Here is a 20,360-nt window from a genome sequence, read left to right on the forward strand (position 1 = left end):
CGGCGGCCGTGCGCGTGCCGGCAGTGACGCTCGGCACATCCGTGCTGCTCAACAACGGTTTCAGCAGTCCCCCATTCATCACCACTCCCCCGCGTACAGGAGAATTCAGGCCATGAGCAACCCCCAGCAGCTGCGCTACAGCAAGGAGCACGAGTGGCTGTCGGTCGCCGAGGACGGCGTCTCGACGGTCGGCATCACGGAGTTCGCGGCGAACGCGCTCGGCGATGTCGTCTACGCCCAGCTCCCCGAGGTGGGCTCCACCGTGACCGCGGGCGAGACCTGCGGCGAACTGGAGTCCACGAAGTCGGTCAGCGACCTGTACTCGCCGGTCTCCGGTGAGATCACCGAGATCAACGAGGACGTCGTCAACGACCCGTCGCTGGTGAACACCGCCCCGTTCGAGGGCGGGTGGCTGTTCAAGGTACGCGTCGCGGAGGAGCCGGACGATCTGCTCTCCGCCGACGAGTACGTCGCCCACACCGCCGGCTGAGAAGACGAGGTCGTACGCATGTCGCTTCTGAACACGCCCCTGCACGAGCTGGACCCGGACGTCGCCGCCGCCGTCGACGCCGAGCTGCACCGTCAGCAGTCCACCCTGGAGATGATCGCCTCGGAGAACTTCGCTCCGGTGGCGGTCATGGAGGCCCAGGGCTCGGTGCTGACCAACAAGTACGCCGAGGGCTACCCGGGCCGCCGCTACTACGGCGGCTGCGAGCACGTCGACGTCGCCGAGCAGATCGCCATCGAGCGGGTCAAGGACCTCTTCGGTGCCGAGTACGCCAACGTCCAGCCGCACTCCGGGGCCTCCGCCAACCAGGCCGCGCTGTTCGCGCTGGCCTCCCCCGGCGACACCATCCTCGGCCTGGACCTCGCGCACGGCGGCCACCTCACCCACGGGATGCGGCTGAACTTCTCCGGCAAGCAGTTCAACGTGGTCGCCTACCACGTGGACGACGCCGGACTCGTCGACATGGCCGAGGTCGAGCGGCTCGCCAAGGAGCACCGCCCGAAGGTGATCATCGCGGGCTGGTCGGCGTACCCCCGTCAGCTGGACTTCGCCGCCTTCCGCCGGATCGCCGACGAGGTCGGGGCGTACCTGTGGGTGGACATGGCGCACTTCGCGGGCCTGGTCGCGGCCGGACTGCACCCCAACCCGGTCGAGTACGCGGACGTGGTCACCTCCACGACGCACAAGACGCTCGGCGGACCGCGCGGCGGCATCATCCTCGCCAGGAAGGACTTCGCGAAGAAGCTCAACTCCTCCGTCTTCCCCGGCTTCCAGGGCGGCCCGCTGGAGCACGTCATCGCGGCGAAGGCGGTGTCCTTCAAGGTCGCGGCGAGCGAGGAGTTCAAGGAGCGCCAGCGCCGTACGGTCGAGGGCGCGCGGATCCTCGCCGAGCGCCTGACGGCCGCCGACGCCCGCGCGGCCGGCGTCGACGTGCTGTCCGGCGGCACGGACGTGCACCTGATCCTGGTCGACCTGCGCGCCTCCGAGCTGGACGGGCAGCAGGCCGAGGACCGCCTCCACGAGGTCGGCATCACGGTCAACCGCAACGCCGTCCCCAACGACCCCCGCCCGCCCATGGTCACCTCCGGCCTGCGCATCGGCACACCGGCTCTGGCGACGCGCGGCTTCACGGCCGAGGACTTCACCGAGGTCGCCGACGTCATCGCCGAGGCGCTGAAGCCCGCCTACGACGCGGAGGCGCTGAAGACCCGGGTCAAGGCACTCGCCGACAAGCACCCGCTGTACCCGGGCCTGGGGAAGTAACCCGGGGTTCACCCGTCGGCAGTCCCGCTTTCCGGGGGCACCGCGCACACTGGGCAGTGAGCGCGGTGCCCCACCCCCCGCACCACCTCCCCCGTTCTGAGGAGTCACCGTGGCCATCTCGGTCTTCGACCTGTTCTCGATCGGCATCGGCCCGTCCAGCTCCCACACGGTCGGCCCGATGCGGGCCGCCCGGATGTTCGCCCGCCGGCTGCGCAACGAGGAACTGCTCGCGGGCGTCGCCTCGGTACGTGTCGAGCTGTACGGCTCGCTGGGCGCGACCGGCCACGGCCACGGCACCCCCAAGGCCGTACTCCTGGGCCTGGAGGGCGTCTCACCGCGCACGGTGGACGTCGAGTCGGCCGACGACCGGGTGGAGTCGATCAAGGAGTCGGGCCGTATCCGTCTCCTCGGTGACCACGAGATCCCCTTCGACTTCGACAAGAACCTGGTCCTCCACCGCCGCAAGGCGCTGCCCTACCACGCCAACGGCATGACGATCTGGGCCCACGACGCCGACGGCGCGGAGCTGTTGTCGAAGACGTACTACTCGGTCGGCGGCGGCTTCGTCGTCGACGAGGAGGCGGTCGGAGCGGACCGCATCAAACTCGACGACACGGTCCTGAAGTACCCCTTCCGCACGGGCGACGAGCTGCTGCGCCTGACCAGGGAGACCGGTCTGTCCATCTCCGCGCTGATGCTGGAGAACGAACGGGCCTGGCGCACGGAGGAGGAGATCCGCTCCGGACTCCTGGACATCTGGGGGGTGATGCAGGCCTGCGTCTCCCGGGGCATGACCCGTGAGGGCATCCTCCCCGGCGGTCTGAAGGTCCGTCGCCGGGCGGCCGTCTCCGCACGTCAACTGCGCGCCGAGGGCGATCCGTTGGCCCACGCCATGGAGTGGATCACGCTCTACGCGATGGCCGTGAACGAGGAGAACGCCGCCGGGGGCCGGGTCGTCACCGCCCCGACGAACGGCGCGGCCGGCATCATCCCCGCCGTCCTCCACTACTACATCAACTTCGTGCCGGGCGCGGACGAGGACGGCGTCGTGCGGTTCCTGCTCGCGGCCGGGGCCATCGGCATGCTCTTCAAGGAGAACGCCTCCATCTCCGGCGCCGAGGTCGGCTGCCAGGGCGAGGTCGGCTCCGCCTGCTCCATGGCGGCCGGGGCCCTCGCCGAAGTCCTCGGCGGCAGCCCCGAACAGGTCGAGAACGCCGCCGAGATCGGCATGGAGCACAACCTCGGCCTCACCTGCGACCCCGTGGGCGGCCTCGTCCAGATCCCCTGCATCGAACGCAACGGCATGGCCGCGGTGAAGGCCGTCACCGCCGCCCGTATGGCGATGCGCGGCGACGGCACCCACAAGGTGTCCCTCGACAAGGTGATCAAGACGATGAAGGAGACCGGCGCGGACATGAGCGTCAAGTACAAGGAGACGGCTCGGGGCGGGCTCGCGGTGAACATCATCGAGTGCTGAGGGGATGGGCTCTGAGCAGCGCGTTCTTGTCTTTCAGCGCTGTCAGCGCTGTCGGGGCCTTCCCTGCTTACACGGCGGAAAGTCCCCGGAATGTCCCTGAGGCAGGGCGTGAGTGTCCCCGAAAAGTCCCCGGGAAATCCCACAGGATGGGCGTCCGAACTGGGGGTTCGTGACATCCGCAATCACTGTTCCGATCTGCCCTGACCGCCGACCGCCGGGTGGATCGCTTTCCCCCGCCGCTACCTCCCCGAAGGCAGCATGGACAAGATCTATCCGGCTGAAGACAAGCCATCCACGGTGGGCTCAACGGATGCCTTCCCGGTAGTACCCAGCCCAGCCGTCTACTTGCCGTGCCCTTGGCCTCTATCTAATCCAGCCGGGCAGGCCCGAACCAGGAATCGCCCTCGGGCCCCTCCGCACCAGGAAGGGCATCAAACCTGACCGGCCCTGGATAGAAGGCACTGCTGTTGGGGCCAGCCATGTCCTCACCACTCAGATAGCGGTACAACCACTCCGAAAACGTCATGTCGTAGCGGTAGAAGTCGTCGTCGCTCCCCACATAGACATACACACTCGGATTTCTACCGGGCCGGAAGAAGAAGCACTCTCCACGGTCCGACCCGAACAACGGAACCAAACCATCAGGAGCACCGAAACTCGGCTCCGAGGACACGAAGTCCGGACAGGTCAGCTCATCCCACTCCACCTCACGATAGGCATCCAGAGTCTCCTTGATCCATTTTCCCAGGTTCCACTGTGGGTGGGCAGGGTGATCGAAGTGGAGATGACTATTGACGCGTACCGGCGCGTACGACTCGATAAATTCCTTGTAATCGCTGGGCAGGCCCGCAGCCAGTTCCGCCTCAAGCGCCTGCCATGCGCCAGGGGTGGCGTTGTGTCGAGACGGCCCCAGAATCTCGGCAAGCCTGGTTCGGTACTCCATTTTTCACCTCTTCGGACAGTTCACGGAACCAGTCGTCCGGCCACCGGTAGGCGTCGGATGCACGACACAGTGTTTGCTGACACCGTCCTCGATGATCGAGTAGTTGTACTCGATGCTGGACGGAATCCCAGATTGAGCACGCTTCCCCTCAAAGTGGGGCGTGATGGACAGCGCGACATGTTTGTCTGCCTTGATCGCCTTCACTATGTCCCGCTCCACCCCTGAACTGAGATACGGCGTGTTGGTCTTCTCGTACTCCGACAAGGGGGTGTGTCAACTTAACGGCTGATCTTGGTTGTTGAGTTATCGCTGGTCGGTGTGGGTCAGGCGGCCGTCGAAGGTGATCTGGAAGGCGTTGAGGGGTGCCTTCCAGCGCATCGTCCAGCGGCGCCGGCCCTTGCCCGTCGGGTCCAGGCTCATCAGCGCCATATAGACGCACTTCAACGCGGCGGCCTCCGAGGGGAAGTGGCCGCGGGCCCGAACCGCCTTGCGGATGCGGGCGTTCACACTCTCAATCGCGTTCGTGCTGCAGATGACCTTGCGGATCTCGACGTCGAAGGACAAGAAGGGCACCATCTCGGCCCAGGCGTCGGACCACAGCTTGATCACGGCCGGATACTTGGTGCCCCACTTCTCGGAGAACTCCAGGAACCGCTCGGTCGCGGCGGCCTCGCTCGGCGCGGTGTAGACGGGCTTCAAGTCCTTGGCGACCTTGTCCCAGTCCTGGCGAGCGCAGTACCGGATGCTGTTGCGAATCAAGTGAACGATGAATGTTTGGACGACGGTGCGGGGCCAGACCGTCTCCACCGCGTCCGGTAGACCCTTCAGCCCGTCGCAGACGAGCATCAGGACATCTTCAACTCCGCGATTCTTCAGCTCGGTGAAGACCTGAAGCCAATGCTTGGCACCCTCCCCGCCGTCACCGGCCCAGATCCCGAGAATGTCCCGGGTACCCTCGACAGTGACGGCCATCGCAACGTAGATCGGTCGGTTGGCAACCTTGCCATCGCGAATCTTCACGTTGATGGCGTCCACGAAGACGACGGGATAGACGCGATCGAGCGGGCGGGCATGCTATTCCGCCATGCCCTCCATCACCTTGTCCGTGATCGTGGTGATGGTCTGCTTGGACACCTCCGCCCCGTACACCTCGGCCAGATGAGCCGATATCTCCCCGTGCGTGAGGCCCTTCGCGGACAGGGAGAGCACCATCTCGTCCACGCCGGTCAGGCGCCGCTGCCGCTTGCGGACGATCTGCGGTTCGAAGGTGCCGGCGGTGTCGCGGGGCACCTTCACCTCGACCGGGCCGACGTCGGTCAGCACCGTCTTGGCCCGGGTGCCGTTACGGCTGTTGCCGCTGTTCCGGCCCGTCGCGTCGTGCTTGTCATAGCCGACGTGATCGGTGATCTCGCCCTCCAGGGCGGACTCCAGCACCCGCTTCGTCAGCTGCTGCAGCAGCCCACCCTGCCCGGTCAACTGCAACCCCTCCGACCGGGCACGCTCCACCAGCATCGCGACCAGTTGCTCGTCGGACACGGGCACAGGCTGCCCGGACCGGGCACTCTCGACAGGCTCCACGGTCTCCAACTCCACGGCGGTATCAGTCACTTGGCTTCACTCCCATGATCGTCGGATCCGCCGTTAGATTTACACTCCCGCCGGGTAAGCCTCGTCGAACTGGGGTCACGTCCCCTGTGGTGGTGTAACCGTGCCGGGTTGATCTCCAGCCGGACAGATCTTGTCCATGCTGCCTTCGGGGAGGTAGCGGCGGGGGAAAGCGATCCATTCGTCGTGCATCTCGATGAGGACGGCGGTGGTGAGGCGTTCGAGGGCGCCGGGGTTGGGGAAGATCTGGACGACGTCGACGCGGCGCTTGATCTCCCGGTTGACCCGTTCCAGGGTGTTGGTCGACTGGGCCTTCTTCCAATGTCGCTCGGGGAAGTCCGCGAAGGCGGTCAGGTCGACCTTCGCTTCCAGCGAGCATCGCTTTGACCTTGGGGAACTGTCGTCCGAGCATGTCGGCGACAGTGTCGAGCTGGGTGCGGACGGCCTCGGCGGTGGGCTGGGCGAAGACCGTGGGGACGGTCGCGGCCACCATCTCCGCGGCGTCTTTGGGGATCACCGCGAAGACGTTGCGCAGGAAATGAACGCGGCACCGCTGGTGGGCGGCGCCGAGCATGACCTTGCGGACGGCTTTGACCAGGCCGGAGTGGTGATCGGCGATGACCAGGCGGACCCCGGTCAGACCCCGCTCGCGCAGGGAGCGCAGGAACTCGCTCCAGAACACCTCGGTCTCGCTGTCACCGACCATCAGCCCGAGCACCTCGCGTCCGCCGTCCTCGGTGATACCGGTGGCGATGACCACGGCCTGGGAGACGATCTGGTGGTTCACGCGGGCCTTGCAGTACGTCGCGTCGAGGTAGATGTAAGGGAAGCGGGTGTGGTCCAGGGGCCGGGTGCGGAACACGCCCAGCTCCACGTCGAGATCGCCGCAGATCCTGCAGACCTCGCTCTTGGAGATCCCGGTGTCCGCCCAGGGCTCTGACCAGGTCATCCACGCTGCGGGTGGACACGCCCTGCACGTACGCCTCCATGACGACCGCGTAGAGGGCCTGGTCGATGCGGCGCCGGCGCTCCAGCAGGCTGGGGAAGAAGCTGCCGGTGCGGACCTTGTGGATCGCCAGGTCCAGATCCCCGGCCTGCGTGGTCCGGTCGGGGACGTGTTCGCGGAGATCTTCCCCCGCCTGTGTACGGACTGTGCTTTGGTACCTGCGCCCCACAAGCGCGCCGCGACCAGGAGGTGCCGGTTGCCCGTGGTGGTTCCAGCCGCGCGGGCGATGGTGAACACCGTTCGGCGGTCCACTCGGGGCCACCGCTCCGGCGTAGGGCAGGCGTCGAGCTCCGCGGGCCACCACGTGGCGTCGGGCAACAGGGCTGGCCGTCGACATCATCGAGTGCTGACGGGATGCGTGGTCCTCAACAGCGCCAACTGTTGGAGTGGACACGCACCGTGGCCGGCGGATTCGCCAGGGCCGTCCCTCTGGGCAGGGAAATCCTGGATCCGGAGTAGTTCGGCCCGGACCACAGTTCCGCCGTGCAGACGGCCGCGTTGTTGTAGAACGACTGCGCACATCCCGCCCAGTTTCCGGCAGGACAGTCGGCACCGGGCAGAAAGGACCAGTTCGGGATCGAGGTCCCCTCCGCTATCCGGCCCTGCAGACCTGTGAAGTTGGGCCCCGACCAGAAACAGAGATACGACGATGGGCACAGCGCCACGGCTTGCGTGTCGGCGGCGGCCGACCCGGCCGCCGGGCCACCCAGCGAAACGAGCGCCCCTGCCACGACAGCGAGCAACGCCCTGGTTCTCGGCTTTCTCCGCACCCCCGTCCTCGTCCTTGTCTTTGCCCCCGTCCTCGTCCTTGCCTTGGCCCCGGTCCTCGTCCTTTTCTCGGTCTTCACCAGGTCTTCCTCTCACTCGGTCAGCTCGCGGGCGTGCGTGGCCGCTGCCTCCCATATGTCGGTGAGTTGGCGGAGGTCGCGCTTGTCGGTGGCGGGCAGGGATTCCGCGTGCTGCCTTCTGAGCGACAGGACGGTGTCCGGGACACGCGCCTTCCGAGCGCAGGTTCCGTCGTCCGTCGCCACCTCGATCTCCCGCTTTCGCATGTCCCGGGTGGCGCCCCGCTCGCCGTACTCGCCCTTGAGTTTCCGGTACGCGTCGTCGGGATCCTCGTAGGAATATCCCTTCGCGTCCATGCATTCTTTCCAGTTCCGCATGGCGGCCGCATACTCGGGATCTTCTGTCACACGGTCCGTGAGCGAGTTGTTGAGGATCTGCGGGACATGTTCGGAGGCCGCCCAATCGTCCAGACTTCCGTACAGTTCCTGGCGGCTCACCGCCTCGCACCCTTTACCCGAGAAGGTGACCGTCTGGTCGTCCGGAAGCCTCATCTCGCGGCGGTCGGAGGCATCTCCGCGCAGCGCGTACACATACTTTTCCGCTTCCGCCTCGGACAACTGGGCCACATAAGCGTCATTCTCCATCCCCGGCGCGAGAGGTTCGCCGCCCTCCCGCTTTTCTCCACCCCCCGGGGAATCCAGGTACTGCGCGTAGAGGCCGTATCCTCGCTTGCGCCGCTCGTCCATGCCGAGCAGCTGTTCCTCGTAGGACTGAGGTGCCGAGGCGGATCTCCCGGCCCGGTACGGGAATCCCTTGTCCGCCATGCATACCGCGATGAGTTCTGATTCGGCTCTGCGGAGCGCGCGCTCACCTCGGGCGTAGGAGCCGGATCGGGTGAGCAGATCGAGTTCGGCCGCGGTGAGGCCGGGCGGTCCGCCCTCGTCGTCCGCGGCGTCCGGCCCGGACACTCCGCATGCCGTGAGCAGGAGAAATCCCGCCAGCGCGCAGGAAATCGAAACGCCACCACCAGATCTCTGGCCGCGTGCCATCCGGGTGCCCCTCAACAAGTGGTCGGTGCAGGCTTACAGGTGAGGACGGCTGGTGTCCGTGAATCAGCGCTCACGGACACCAGCCCATCGCTATCGGCCGGCTCAGCAGCTCCAGTTGTTGGACGATATGGCGTTGTTCATCGTGGAGCTCAGAGCCGTCTGGCCCGAGCCGATGCCGAGAGTGAGCCTGGATCCGCCGTAGTTCGCGGTGGTCCACAGATTGGCCCTACAGCTGGTCCCGTTGTTGTAGACCGAGGAGGCGCAGTCGTTCCAGGTCCCGGTCGGACAGCTGGAATGCGAGAACGCGGTCCAGTTCGAGTTCGACCCGGACAGTCTTCCCGGGCCGTCCGAGTAATTGGTGCCGTTCCAGAAGCACACGTTCGTCGCCGTGCATCCGGGCGGTGCCGCGGTGATGGCGTTGTCGCCGGCCGGTGCCGCAGTCGAGACGTATGCGCTGGCCTTGACCGAATCGCTCGCTGAACTGGCCGTGGCCGTGCCCGCCAGCCCGCCCACCGGCAGAATCACTCCCGCCGCGATGGCCAAGAACCGCTTGGTCGCCTTGTTCAATTGATCTTCCCCTCACAGTGGGCCGATACCCGTGCGTGCCCGATCGAGCCACAATGCGCGTCAGCGGCTCGATCCGCGTGTTCCACCATTGCAAAGAAGTTGACACCGAGCCATGCTGTTGCGGCTGACCGCAAAAGCTGAGCTCATCGGGGGAGAACGAGATGCTCCGCATACATTTCAGCGACGCCGATCTGGCCAGAACTCGCTTGTCCGCGAGCCCGAACCCGTTTTGGGAGATCGTCGCCAGCCTGCACCGTTTCCAGACCCGGCAGGGCCGCTGGGCATACGCGGAGTGGTATCGCACCGTCCGCCACCGGCTGCGGGATAAGAAACTCGATCGTGCCCTTCACACCGTGCTGCTGCCGCTGCTTCCGAGAGCCTCCTACTTTCCGGATTTCCTCACCCCGGTCGAGGCGTCCGACGGGTTCGACGCCGGGCTGGAGGCCATTCTGGCCACGCCACCGCGCAGGGTCCTGGAGGAGATCGCCATCCTCGACCGCGTCGTGGGAGCCCCCTCATGGGCCCCGCGATTAGCCGAGTCACGGCCGCGCAAGGAGCTCGTGCGGGTGCTGCGCGCCTACCACGAGGTCGCCATCGCCCCGTACGAGGAACAGATGCAGTCCCGTATCGAGACCGAGCGGGCGATGCGGTGCCGCGGGCTGCTGGACGGCGGTGTGGAGGGCATGCTGGCCGGTCTCGGTCCCACGATGTGCTGGGACTCTCCCGTTCTGCGCGTCGACTACCACCCCGCCGTGGACCGCGATCTGCGCCTGGACGGCCGCGGGATGCTCTTCGTCCCGTCGTACTTCTGCTGGCACCGCCCGGTGGGGCTCGCCGACCCCGGGCTGCCGCAGGTGCTGATGTATCCACTGCTGCACGAGCATCCGTCGGCCTCGTCGCCGGAGGTCCGGCGCGTCCTGGACGACTCCCCCGAGGCGTCCCTGACCGCCCTGCTCGGGCAGACCCGGGCCACCGCCCTGTGGGCCTCGGCGTCCGGGGCCACGACCGGGGAGATCGCGCGGGCCGCCGGGGTGTCCGCGTCGTCGGCCAGCCGACACGCCACCGCGCTGCGGGACGCGGGACTGATCACCAGCAGTCGGCACGCGACGACGGTGCTGCACACCCTCACCCCGGTCGGCGCGTCCGTGCTCCGCGCCTGTACGCGCCGGGCGGGGTCGAGCCGGTCGGGTGGGTCCAGGGCGGGGCTGTCGTCGTCGCCATAGCGGTCACCGCGAGGACGCCGGTCACGATCGGCGTCAGGGCCACGATCAGGGTGTCGTGCGGGCAGGTGTCGACGAAGCGGGCCCGGTCGGGGTGACGAGCGTGATCGCGTGGGGTTCGTCGCAGGGTGAAGCCCTGGGCGGCTGGGGCGAGCAGGCGCAGCGGGGGTCTTCGTCCAGTCGGCGCGGATGCCGGCCGGGGCCGACGGGGAGTGGCGGCGATCTCGGTCGGATCCCGGTGCGGGTCGGCGCCCGTCCGTCCGCGCCGCTGCCTCCTCTCTCGCCCGCGCGGTGAAGCTCCGTGGCCGGTTACGCGGTCTCATGCAGAGGGCGGGTGCCGGCCTCGCGGCCGGTGAGGCCCGACAGGGCCAGGGCGCCCGGGCCGGTGAAGACCAGGAGGAGGAAGCCCCAGCAGAAGAGGACGGGGGCGAGGCCGCCGTTCTGGAGGGGGAACAGGCCGTCCTTCTGGTGTTCCGTGAAGTACGCGAAGGCCATGATGCCCGAGCTGAGGAACGCGGCACCGCGCGTCGCCGCGCCGAGGAGGACGAGGACGCCGCAGACCAGCTCGATCACTCCGGCGTACCAGAAGGGCCAGTCGCCGACCGGGCTCGCCTTGCGGTCCAGGATGCCGAAGACCGTGGCCGCGCCCTCGCTGGCGAACAGCAGGCCCAGGACGATGCGGAACAGGCCCAGGACGAGGGGCCGGCGTGCCGTCAGCCAGTCGTCCAGGCGCGAAGGGCTGCTCATGGGTACTCCTCGGATGTGTCGGCTACGCGTGGGTGCTCCCGTCTCCTACGCGTCCGCCCGGCCTCCGGTTCACGGAATCCGGTGCGGAATCCGGTGCGGACTTCGGTGCGGACTTCGGCACGGACTTCGGCGGCCGTGACGGGGCGTCCGTTCGAGGTGGGTCAGGGGGTCTCCCCGGTGTTCGCGAGGGCCGCGCCCAGCTCCGATCTGCGGCGGATGCCGAGCTTGCGGTAGGTGCTGGTGAGATGGGTCTCGACGGTGCGACGGGCCAGGTGAAGAAGTTCTCCTATCTCGGTGTTCGTGCGGTTCTGGGCGGCGAGTTCGGCGATACGGCGCTCTCCGGCGGTCAGGGCGGCGGGGCCGGTGAGGGCGGTCGCCGTGCGGCGGGCACCGCCCTCGCGCAGCGCCGACTCCGCCAGCGCGCGCAGGCGGTGCGCGCCCAGGCGTTCGGCCCGTTCGGCCGCCTCCCGGAAGGCGTCCCGGGCCCGCGCCCGTTCCCCGGCGGCGGCGAGCCCCCGCCCCTGCGCCAGGAGCGCCGGTATCAACTCCGCCTCGACCGGCGCACCACCGTCCGGCTCCGTCCCACGACGCCCGCCGGACGCCGGCCCGCCGCCGCCCTGCGCCTTCCGGTCGCCGACCGGCAATACGGTCCTGCCTCCGCCCGGCGGCCCGGCCCAGCCACCGTCCGGCAGTGCGGACCCGTCTCCGGCCGACGGCGCGGACCGGCCACCGATCGACGAGACGGTGGACGCTCCGTCCGCCGTCCAGGCAGTCGCTTCTCGCCCCGGGCCCTCGCCCAGTGCCCAGCCCCGCATCGCCGTCACCCTCGCGGGCGCGCCGCCCGACGCCGTGGCACCCCACATCCAAGTTCCTCCGCTCACGGCTCCGGCGGCCCACATCGTCGAACCGCCGACCGCCGGCTCGGCACCCCACACCGTCGGCCACGCGTTCACGGCGGCTCGCCCGGCCGCCGCGACCACGGCCCCGGCCTCCCCCGGGGTTTCGGACGCGTCACGTGGGTCGTCGTCGATGCCCCGGCGCAGGAGATGTACCGCTCGGTCGGCCAGGTGCAGGCCGCGACGACCGCGGGTGGCCGTGGCCAGGGTGGTGAGGGCGCGGCCGACCACTCGGGGGGTGTTCCAGACGGTGGCCAGCGAGAGTTCCTGTTCGGCCAGGGCGAGCGCCTCGTGGGGGCGGCCGAGGGCGAGGTGGCACTCCGCGGCGGCGGTGCGCCAGGGGGTGACGACGGGGCTCGTCACGTCCCGTGCCGACTGGCGTCGGCCGCATTCCAGGAAGTCGTCGAGGGCGGCCGCCGGGTCGCCGGTGGCGGCGCGGAGGAGGCCACGGGCGTACAGGAAGCGGTTCAACTCCCAGGAGTCGTGGGCGTTCTGGAGGTCGAAGGCGTCGGCCAGGCGCTCCGCCTCGTCCGCGCGGTCGGTCTCCACGAGGGCGATGACCGCGTGGGCCAGCGCGTTGGCTGACTCGGGACGGCCGGCGACCGCGCGCGTGACCTCGGGGTCGGCGAGGACGTCCTCGTGGGCGCCGCGCGCGGCGATGATGTCGACGCGGACGTTGCGGAGGGCCAGATGCATGGGGTGCAGCAGGGAGGTCCGCCGGCCGCTGAGGCCGCGGTGGACCAGCCGTTCGGCCTCGTCGAGCTGGTCTGCCCACTGGGCGACCGCGGCCGCCGTGCCCAGCAGGAAGACCTCGTCCGTCGGGTCGGCCGGCTGGGAGAGCAGGGCCCGGACGCGGTCCATCGCGGTGGCCGCCGAGGTCAGACCGGCGGTGGCCTCGTAGCGCACCAGCAGTGCCTGTCCCGCCGTGCCGACCAGGTGGGGGGTGTCCTCGGCGCTCTCCCGCAGCCAGCGGTAGACCTCCTGCCGTACGCCCTGGTCGTGGTCGGAGAGCAGCGCCGAGGCCGTCTGGACCGTGCGGATCAGGTCCGGATGGCCCGTCAGGTGCTCGTCGCGCAGCCCGCGCAGCACGTCGACGGCGGCGCGGGCCTCGCCGCGCCGTGCCAGGGCGGTACCGAGGGCGACCGCCGCCTGGACGCGCTCGCGCGGTGGGCCCGGTCGGCGCATCGCCTCGACGAGCCGGGGGATGCCCGCGCCGGACCGCACGGTGGCGTATTCCAGGGAGCCCAGTTCGGTGAGGACCACGGTGCGGCGGGCGGCCGGCATCGGTTCGTCGAGGGCGCGGCGCAGCAGGGCGAGGGCGTCGTCGCTGCGGTCGTCGCGGACGGCGAGGTCTGCGGCGTCGAGCAGGGCGCCGGTCGCCCAGGCCTCGCCCACGGGGCCGCAGCGCAGCAGTTGTCCGGCGACGGCCGCCGCGCTGTCACCGCGGTGCAGCATCGCCTCGGCGGCCCGGCGGTGGGCGGTCTGCCGGTCGGCGCCGGCCCAGCCGCCGAGCACGGCGTCCCGCAGCAGCGGGTGGGCGTAACGCGGCCGGCCCTCGGGGTCGGGGCGCAGCAGGCCGAGTCCGGTCATCGCGGTGAGCCAGCCGGGGACGCGGGCGGGGTCGACGTCGGCCGTGCGGGCGAGCAGGTCGGCGTCGACCGGTACGGGGGCGTGCTCGTCGTCCAGCGCGGCGAGTGCGCGGGTGACCGCGACGGTCGCGGGTCCGGCGCTGTCCAGCCACCAGGACACCGCGGCGGCGTAGTTGCCCGGATAGAGCGCCGCGCAGGTGTCCGGAAGGGCAGCCGGGAAGGCCCCGGGGTGGATGTTGCGGAGGTCGGACAGCAGGGCGCGCAGCAACAGCGGGTTGCCCGCGCCCGCGCGTAAGCAGGCGTCGACCCATTCCGGCGGGGCATCGGCGTGGACGGAACGGACCAGGCGTGCGGCGGCGTCGGGGCTCAGTGGGGCAAGGGTGCGGGTGTGCACGAGGGCAGGCGAGAGGGCGTGCGCGAGACCGTCCGCCGGGGGTTCTATGTCGTACTGGCCGCGCTCGGTGACCACGAGGAGGACCGGCAGACGGTCGATGCGGCGAACGGCCTCGACGAGCCAGCGGCGGGAGGCGGGGTCGGCGAAGTGCGCGTCGTCCACGGCGACGAGGAGGGGGGACTCGACCGCGTAGGAACGCAGCAGGCGCCACAGCCGGGCGGGCCTGCCCCGGTGCGGCGGGGTGCCCGGCGGGTCCGGCGCCTCGCCCGCGACCTGGTCGAACTCCGGTCCGTGACAGAGGAGTTGGAAGACGGTGTCGAACGGTACGGAGGTGTGCTCGGGCGAGCAGCGGGCCCGCAGGACCCGCATGCCGCACGCCGCCGCGTGGTCGGCCGCGGACTCCAGGAGTGCGGTGCGGCCGGTGCCGGTGGCACCCCGGAGCAGCACCAGGCGGCCCGAGCCGGTCCGGGCACGAGCTGCCTCCGCGGTCAGCACCTCCAGGGCCTCACGGCGTTCGAGAAGCGGTTCCGGCGGGCACATCGCTGTCTCCTTCGTGGAAGGTAGTTTTCCGCTTCCGTAGACGGGGCACGGCCCGTCGGGGTGCACCGTTCGCGGACGGTCGGCGTGAAAACGCCGTGGCCGATCCTCGGTGGGTCCCGCGGTGGGCCCGCGGTCGGTCCCGTGGTCGGTCCCGCGGTGATCTCGTGGTGTATCTCGTGGTCCTCCACGATTGCGCAGCGCACACGGCACACAGAAGTGTGAATCGAGCCCATCGGCCACTCCCCTCACGGGAGCGGCGATTTCGTGCATACGGGAGAAACGGTTGCGCAGCACATTCCGGACCACGGACACGGTGACGGCCACGGCCGCGGCCACCGGCGCGTCGGAGCCCCAGGAGACCCGGCGTCGCATCCCGGTCGTGGTCCACACCCTCGACCCGCTCTCCCGCGCCGGCGTGCTCAGCCAGCTGCGGGGGCACCCGGTGATCGACCTCGTGGACGACGCCGAGGTACGTACGGGCACCGTGGCCGTGCTCGTCGGTGACACCCCGGACGAGCCGTTGCTCTCCGCGCTGCGCCGTCTGGTGCGCAGCGAGGGGGCGCGGGCCGTGCTGGTGGTGAGCGTGATCCGCGAGACGGAGCTGCTCGATGTCATCGAATGCGGGGTCGGGGCCATCGTGTGGCGCCACGAGGCGACCGCGCACCGGCTGGCGCAGGCGGTGCTCGCGGCCTCGCGCGGGGACGGCGACCTGCCCGCCGATCTGCTCGGCCGGCTGATCAACCAGGTGGGGACGTTGCAGCGTTCGGTGGCCGGGCGCACCGGGGCGCCGCTGTCCGGCCTGGTGCCGAGGGAGATCGACGTCCTCCGACTGGTGGCCGAGGGGATGGACACCGGTGAGATCGCGAGCAAGCTCTCCTACTCCGAACGCACCGTCAAGAACGTGATGCACGGGCTCACCACCCGGCTGCATCTCCGCAACCGGGCGCACGCGGTGGCCTATGCCCTCCGTGAAGGCTACATCTGATCGAACGGGCAGTCGCACCCGGCCACTTGGGCACCCACTCTGCCCGGGGGTCGTCCCCGGCGCGTCTACGGGTACGGCATCCGCGCCGGGCAGGATCGACGGACAGGCGTCCGACCCGACGGCGGACAGACATCCGCCACGGCAGCGGACAGACGTCCGGCCCGACGGCGGACAGACGTCCGACCCGACGGCCGACAGACATCCGCCACGGCAGCGGACAGACATCCGACCGCATCACAGCAGGAGCACGACCGTGATCCACGAGGTGGACGAGGTCCTCAAGGGACTGATCGGCGGTGGTGCCCTGGCCGGCTCCGGCATCGACGTCTCCTTCGAGGCCCCGACCCGCGACTGGGCGGCCCGGCGCAACGCGCCCGCCGTCAACACCTATCTGTACGACATCCGTGAGGACGTCTCGCGCCGCCAGCGCGGCCACATGCCGGTCCGCGACGAGCGCGACATCGTCGTGCGCCGCCGGCAGCCGCCCCGCTGGTTCCGGCTGTCGTACCTGGTGACCGCCTGGACCAAGCAGCCCCAGGACGAACACCGGCTGCTCTCCGCGGTACTGGCCAACCTGCTGCCGCGCGAACTGCTGCCCCCGAGCGAACTCCCGGGCGCGCTCGGCGCGCTGGGTCTGTCCGTGCCGGTCTCGGTCGCGGGGCTGCACACCGAGTCGCGGTCCCTCGCCGAGATCTGGTCCGCGCTGGGCGGCGAGCTGAAGCCGTCCCTCGACCTCGTGGTCACCGCGCCCTTCCCGTCCTTCCCCGAGTACGACGCCGGTCCCCCGGTCACCGAGGGTGCCGCCATCCGGGTGCGCGGTATCGACGGCTCCCTGGAGGGCTCGGAGGAACGCGCCCACCGGCCGGGGCAGTTGGCGTCCGCGCCGATCACCGGGGAGCGGCGGCGGTGACCGTGCACGTCAGCCGGGACACCGATGCGCTCCTGCTCCGGCTCGCCCGGCTGCGCGAGCGCGTGGCCGAGTTGGTGGCCGAGCGCGGTGCCGGAGATCCGACGGCGAGTGATCCGCTGCGTGGGCTGTACCTGTCCGAGGAGGGCGTACGGCATCTGCTGGAGCCGCCGGCGGAGCCGTACCCGTCCGTCTTCCCCGACCTGGAACCGACTCCGGAACCGAGACCGGAACCCCACCAGGTATCGCACCCGGTACCGAACCAGGAACCGGGCCGGGAGGCCGCCGTGGACGGTCCGCTGGAGCGGCTCGCGGGGCGGCTGGGGCTGACCGAGTTGGACACACGGATCCTGCTCATCGCCCTGGCCCCCGATCTGGACCGCTCCTACGAGCAGTTGTACGGGTATCTGAACGACGACGTGAGCAGGCGTCGGGCCACGGTCGGGCTCGCGCTCGATCTGTGCGGGCTGCCCGTGCATCTGGCGCGGGCGCGGGCCCGGTTCATGCCCTCGGCACCGCTGAGCGCCCTCGGACTGCTGACCGTCGAGGACCCCGAACGCCCTTTCCTCGGGCGGGGGTTGCGGGTGCCGGACCGGCTGGTCGCGCATCTGCTCGGCGACGACACGATGGACGCGGCGCTCGTCGGGCATGTCCGTCCGCTCGCGTCGACGTCGGCGGTGGCTCCGGCCGGGCCCTCGTCGGTGGAGGACGGCGGGTTCACGGCCCGACTGGCCGCCCGGCTCGCCGCCGCTCCGGTCACCGTGCATCTGCGGGAGCACCGCGAGGGCGACGGCCTGCTGCGCGCGGGTGCCGCCCTGCGCGCCGCCGGGACGCAGGCGTTGCACTTCACGCCCCCGGCGGCCGAGGACGAGCTCTCCGCGCTCCTGCCCCGCCTGCTGCGCGAGGCCCGGCTGCGCGGGTGCGCGGTCGTGGTGTCGCCGTTGCCGGAGAAGCCGGGGCCGCTGTTCCGTGCGTTGACGGCGGCCGACGTGTCCGTGCTGTTCGCGGGGCCGCAACCGTACGACCCGCAGTGGTGCGACCGTGATCCGCTGGTCCTCGACGTGCCCCGGCCGCCCACGGGCGCGGTGGAGGCCTGGTCGGCGGCGCTCGGTGCCGGGGCGGACGGGCCGGGGTTCGACCTGGCGGCCACGGTCGCCCCGTACCGGCTCGGCGGTGACCGGATCGAGCGGGCGGCCCGTGCGGCCGTGGACCTCGCGGCGTTCGACGGCACCGAGGTGACCGCGGCCCATCTGCGGCTCGCGGCGCGCCTGCAGTCCGCCTCCGGTCTGGAGCGGCACGCCCGCCGGATCCGCCCCGACGTCGGCTGGGACGACCTCGTGCTGCCCGACAAACCCCTCGTCCAGCTGCGGGAGCTCGCCCTGCGTGCCCGGCATCGCGACCGGGTGCTCGGCGACTGGCGGCTGAGTGCCGGGGGCGGCCGGGGCCGTGGGGTGCTCGGGCTCTTCGCGGGCGAGTCGGGCACCGGCAAGACGCTGTCGGCGGAGGTCGTGGCGGCCGAACTCGGCCTGGACCTCTATGTCGTGCAGCTCTCCTCGGTGGTCGACAAGTACGTCGGCGAGACCGAGAAGAACCTGGAACGGATCTTCACCGAGGCCGACCGCACCGACGCCGTGCTGCTCTTCGACGAGGCCGACGCCGTGTTCGGCAAGCGCTCGGAGGTCAAGGACTCGCACGACAAGTACGCCAACATGGAGAGCGCCTATCTGCTCCAGCGACTGGAGTCCTTCGACGGGATCGCCCTGCTGACCACGAATCTGCGGGCCAACATCGACGAGGCGTTCACCCGGCGGCTGGATCTGGTGGTCGACTTCCCGTTCCCGGACACCGCCCAGCGGCTGGCCCTGTGGCGGCACAGCCTGGCCGCCGTGCCCCGCGCCGACGACACGGACCCGGCGGCGGTCGCCCGCGACTTCGAGCTGGCCGGCGGTTCCATCCGCAGCGCGGTCGTCACCGCCGCCTACGCCGCCGCCGGACGCGGCGGGCCCGTGACCTCGGCCGACCTGCGGGAAGGCGCGGAACGCGAGTACCGCAAAGCCGGACGACTGGTACCGGGCGAAGGCAACTGGTAACAGCCCGACGAACACCCGTGAGGGCGAACCCTCGACGGCGCCCCCACCGGACGGCCCACGCCTACCTCACCCGCCACCTCCGGCCGGTGCGCCCGCGCACACCCACAACCGCCCCCCCGGCGGCCGCCCGCAACGCCGAACCGGCCCACGGTCCCATCCGCGGCGCGGTCGTCACCGCCGCCTACGCCGCCGCCGGACGCGGCGGGCCCGTGACCCCCGCCGACCTGCGGGAAGGCGCGGAACGCGAGTACCGCAAAGCCGGACGACTGGTACCGGGCGAAGGCAACTGGTAACAGCCCGGCGGACACCCGTGAGGGCGAACCCTCGACGGCGCCCCCACCGGACGGCCCGTGCCTACTTCACGCGCCACTTCTGGTTCGGTGTGCCCGCGCACGTCCACAGCTGGAGGTCGGCGCCGTTGCGGGTGCCGTTGTCCTTCACGTCGACGCACTTGTCGGCCTGCGGGTTGACCAGGTCGCCCTCGGTGCTGAGCACGAACTGCTGGGCGGGGTTGCCGCTGCACCTGGCCAGCTGGATGACCGCGCCGTCGTCCCGGGAGCCCCACGCCACGTCCATGCACAGACCGAGGGAGCGCACGGTGCCGTCTCCCCGGAAGTCCCACTTCTGGTTGGCCGAGCCGGCGCAGTCCCAGATCTGGAGCGGGGTGCCGTCCTTGCCCTTGCCGTTCTGCGCGTCCGTGACGTCGACGCAGCGGTTCGAACCCCGGCCGATGATCGCGAACCCCTTGGCGGCGGACGGCTTCTTCGTCGTCTCCTTGGTGTCCGGTTCCTGGTCAGACCCGGAGCCCGATCCGCCGGAACCGGAACCGGAGCCGGAACCGGACCCGGAGCCCGCGTCCGAACCGGAGTCGGGACCCGGATCCGCCTCTTCGGGCTCCTCCTGCTGGGGCGCCTCGGGCGTCTCGGAGGGCAGCGGCGCCGCGGAGACGGTGGGCGCCGGGGCCATCGCGGACGGGCTGGCGCTCGGCAGGGCGGTCGTACCGGCCTGTTGGAGGTCGCTCGCGGCGCTGACGACCTTGGGCTGGTAGGCGAACCACAGCGTCACGAAGGTGATCGCCAGCGCCACGGCCACCCCGAGGCAGGTGGCGAGCCAGCCCGGCAGGAACCCCCGCTGGACGTAGGTGCCGTCGACGGACTGCGGTGCCACGCCCGACCGTTGGACGGCGAGCGCGTACGGTCTCTCCTCCTTCGACCCGAACCAGATGATCTGCCGGGGCTTCAGCGTTGCCTTCACGAACGCGGCACGACCGGGCTCGATCTGCACGTTGCTCGGGTGGATGTCGTACGACAGCTGATCGCCGTTGTCGCTGCCGCTGACCGACGCGGTGACCTTCGTGTTGCCGAGGTTGTCGATGGCGAGCTGCGGCCGGCCCCGCAGACGTCCCTTCACGGTCGGCGGGACGAGTTCCGCCCTGACCTCCGTGAACGGCGTGATCGTCAGGTTCCCCTCGGGGACGGTGGTCGCCTCCGGGTGCTGTGTCGGCGTGATCCGCACCGCGTACGGGTTGGGCCCGGCCGTCGCGTCCGGGGTGCGCGGAGGGGCGAACGTCAGCTCCACCGTGCCCGTCGTCCCCGGGTAGAGCCGCAGGGTCTGCGGCTCCACGGTCGTCCACGGCGCGACGTCACCGACCGGCTCGAACCGGTACTCGTCGACCACGTCACCGGTGTTGCGCAGCCGCAGCCGTACGGTCGTACTGCTCCCCGGGTCCACGGTCGCGGAGGCGGGTTCGAGCGAAGTCCAAAGGCTCACAGAGGGACGCTACGCGAC

Annotated in this window: 15 protein-coding genes and 4 pseudogenes; 8 read left to right on the forward strand and 11 right to left on the reverse strand. The window is 70.3% G+C overall.

The window, feature by feature from the left end:
• Positions 1 to 112: 112 nt before the first annotated feature.
• The 3 genes from gcvH (at position 113) to K1J60_RS13390 (ending at position 3,248) form a co-directional block, all read left to right on the forward strand.
• A complete protein-coding gene (gene gcvH, locus K1J60_RS13380) occupies positions 113 to 490 on the forward strand; it encodes a glycine cleavage system protein GcvH (protein WP_033526832.1) in 378 nt (125 codons plus the stop codon).
• Between the two features lie 18 nt (positions 491 to 508).
• The gene (gene glyA / locus K1J60_RS13385) at positions 509 to 1,771 is read left to right on the forward strand and encodes a serine hydroxymethyltransferase (protein WP_220646422.1); all 1,263 of its coding nucleotides are present in this window, start codon (positions 509 to 511) and stop codon (positions 1,769 to 1,771) included.
• Between the two features lie 109 nt (positions 1,772 to 1,880).
• Positions 1,881 to 3,248 (forward strand): L-serine ammonia-lyase, encoded by a 1,368-nt coding sequence (locus K1J60_RS13390; RefSeq protein ID WP_220646423.1) that lies wholly within the window; start codon positions 1,881 to 1,883, stop codon positions 3,246 to 3,248.
• Between the two features lie 367 nt (positions 3,249 to 3,615).
• On the opposite strand, the gene K1J60_RS13395 is transcribed toward K1J60_RS13390, so the two are convergent.
• From K1J60_RS13395 to K1J60_RS13425, 8 genes and pseudogenes are all read right to left on the reverse strand, one after another.
• Positions 3,616 to 4,191 (reverse strand): SMI1/KNR4 family protein, encoded by a 576-nt coding sequence (locus K1J60_RS13395; protein ID WP_220646424.1) that lies wholly within the window; start codon positions 4,189 to 4,191, stop codon positions 3,616 to 3,618.
• 3 nt (positions 4,192 to 4,194) lie between these two features.
• The gene (locus tag K1J60_RS13400; RefSeq protein WP_220646425.1) at positions 4,195 to 4,455 is read right to left on the reverse strand and encodes a hypothetical protein; all 261 of its coding nucleotides are present in this window, start codon (positions 4,453 to 4,455) and stop codon (positions 4,195 to 4,197) included.
• 39 nt (positions 4,456 to 4,494) lie between these two features.
• Positions 4,495 to 5,703 (reverse strand): annotated as a pseudogene (locus K1J60_RS13405) (IS256 family transposase).
• A 171-nt stretch (positions 5,704 to 5,874) separates the two neighbouring features.
• Positions 5,875 to 6,899: pseudogene (locus K1J60_RS13410) on the reverse strand (IS256 family transposase); the annotation flags it as partial.
• A 74-nt stretch (positions 6,900 to 6,973) separates the two neighbouring features.
• Positions 6,974 to 7,054 (reverse strand): annotated as a pseudogene (locus K1J60_RS47130) (hypothetical protein); the annotation flags it as partial.
• 113 nt (positions 7,055 to 7,167) lie between these two features.
• Positions 7,168 to 7,650 (reverse strand): peptidase inhibitor family I36 protein, encoded by a 483-nt coding sequence (locus K1J60_RS47135; protein ID WP_398683207.1) that lies wholly within the window; start codon positions 7,648 to 7,650, stop codon positions 7,168 to 7,170.
• Positions 7,651 to 7,662: 12 nt separating this feature from the next.
• Positions 7,663 to 8,556, reverse strand: a complete 894-nt coding sequence (locus tag K1J60_RS13420; RefSeq protein ID WP_220646427.1) for a hypothetical protein — start codon at positions 8,554 to 8,556, stop codon at positions 7,663 to 7,665.
• 183 nt (positions 8,557 to 8,739) lie between these two features.
• On the reverse strand, positions 8,740 to 9,204 hold the full coding sequence (locus tag K1J60_RS13425; protein ID WP_220646428.1) for a peptidase inhibitor family I36 protein: 465 nt from the start codon (positions 9,202 to 9,204) through the stop codon (positions 8,740 to 8,742).
• 161 nt (positions 9,205 to 9,365) lie between these two features.
• On the opposite strand from K1J60_RS13425, the gene K1J60_RS13430 reads away from it, so the two are divergent.
• Positions 9,366 to 10,427 (forward strand): helix-turn-helix domain-containing protein, encoded by a 1,062-nt coding sequence (locus K1J60_RS13430; RefSeq protein WP_220646429.1) that lies wholly within the window; start codon positions 9,366 to 9,368, stop codon positions 10,425 to 10,427.
• A 306-nt stretch (positions 10,428 to 10,733) separates the two neighbouring features.
• Here the strand turns inward: K1J60_RS13430 and K1J60_RS13435 are convergent, their stop codons facing one another.
• On the reverse strand, positions 10,734 to 11,171 hold the full coding sequence (locus K1J60_RS13435; RefSeq protein ID WP_220646430.1) for a DoxX family protein: 438 nt from the start codon (positions 11,169 to 11,171) through the stop codon (positions 10,734 to 10,736).
• A gap of 161 nt (positions 11,172 to 11,332) precedes the next feature.
• Complete coding sequence (locus K1J60_RS13440; RefSeq protein WP_220646431.1) at positions 11,333 to 14,590, reverse strand: LuxR family transcriptional regulator; 3,258 nt, start codon at positions 14,588 to 14,590, stop codon at positions 11,333 to 11,335.
• A 313-nt stretch (positions 14,591 to 14,903) separates the two neighbouring features.
• Between K1J60_RS13440 and K1J60_RS13445 the strand changes: the two genes are divergently transcribed.
• The 4 genes and pseudogenes from K1J60_RS13445 to K1J60_RS13460 all read left to right on the forward strand — a co-directional run.
• Positions 14,904 to 15,575, forward strand: coding sequence for a helix-turn-helix transcriptional regulator (locus K1J60_RS13445; RefSeq protein WP_220651446.1), 672 nt, complete (start codon positions 14,904 to 14,906; stop codon positions 15,573 to 15,575).
• 253 nt (positions 15,576 to 15,828) lie between these two features.
• Complete coding sequence (locus tag K1J60_RS13450; protein ID WP_220646432.1) at positions 15,829 to 16,485, forward strand: DUF4255 domain-containing protein; 657 nt, start codon at positions 15,829 to 15,831, stop codon at positions 16,483 to 16,485.
• Positions 16,482 to 18,572, forward strand: a complete 2,091-nt coding sequence (locus K1J60_RS13455) for an ATP-binding protein (protein WP_259407708.1) — start codon at positions 16,482 to 16,484, stop codon at positions 18,570 to 18,572. The genes K1J60_RS13450 and K1J60_RS13455 overlap by 4 nt, the downstream gene beginning before the upstream one ends.
• Positions 18,573 to 18,679: 107 nt before the next feature.
• A pseudogene (locus K1J60_RS13460) lies at positions 18,680 to 18,865 on the forward strand (ATP-binding protein); the annotation flags it as partial.
• 61 nt (positions 18,866 to 18,926) lie between these two features.
• Here the strand turns inward: K1J60_RS13460 and K1J60_RS13465 are convergent.
• Positions 18,927 to 20,342 (reverse strand): RICIN domain-containing protein, encoded by a 1,416-nt coding sequence (locus tag K1J60_RS13465; RefSeq protein WP_220646433.1) that lies wholly within the window; start codon positions 20,340 to 20,342, stop codon positions 18,927 to 18,929.
• Positions 20,343 to 20,360: the final 18 nt, after the last annotated feature.

The organism is Streptomyces akebiae (assembly GCF_019599145.1).
Lineage (GTDB): Bacteria > Actinomycetota > Actinomycetes > Streptomycetales > Streptomycetaceae > Streptomyces > Streptomyces akebiae.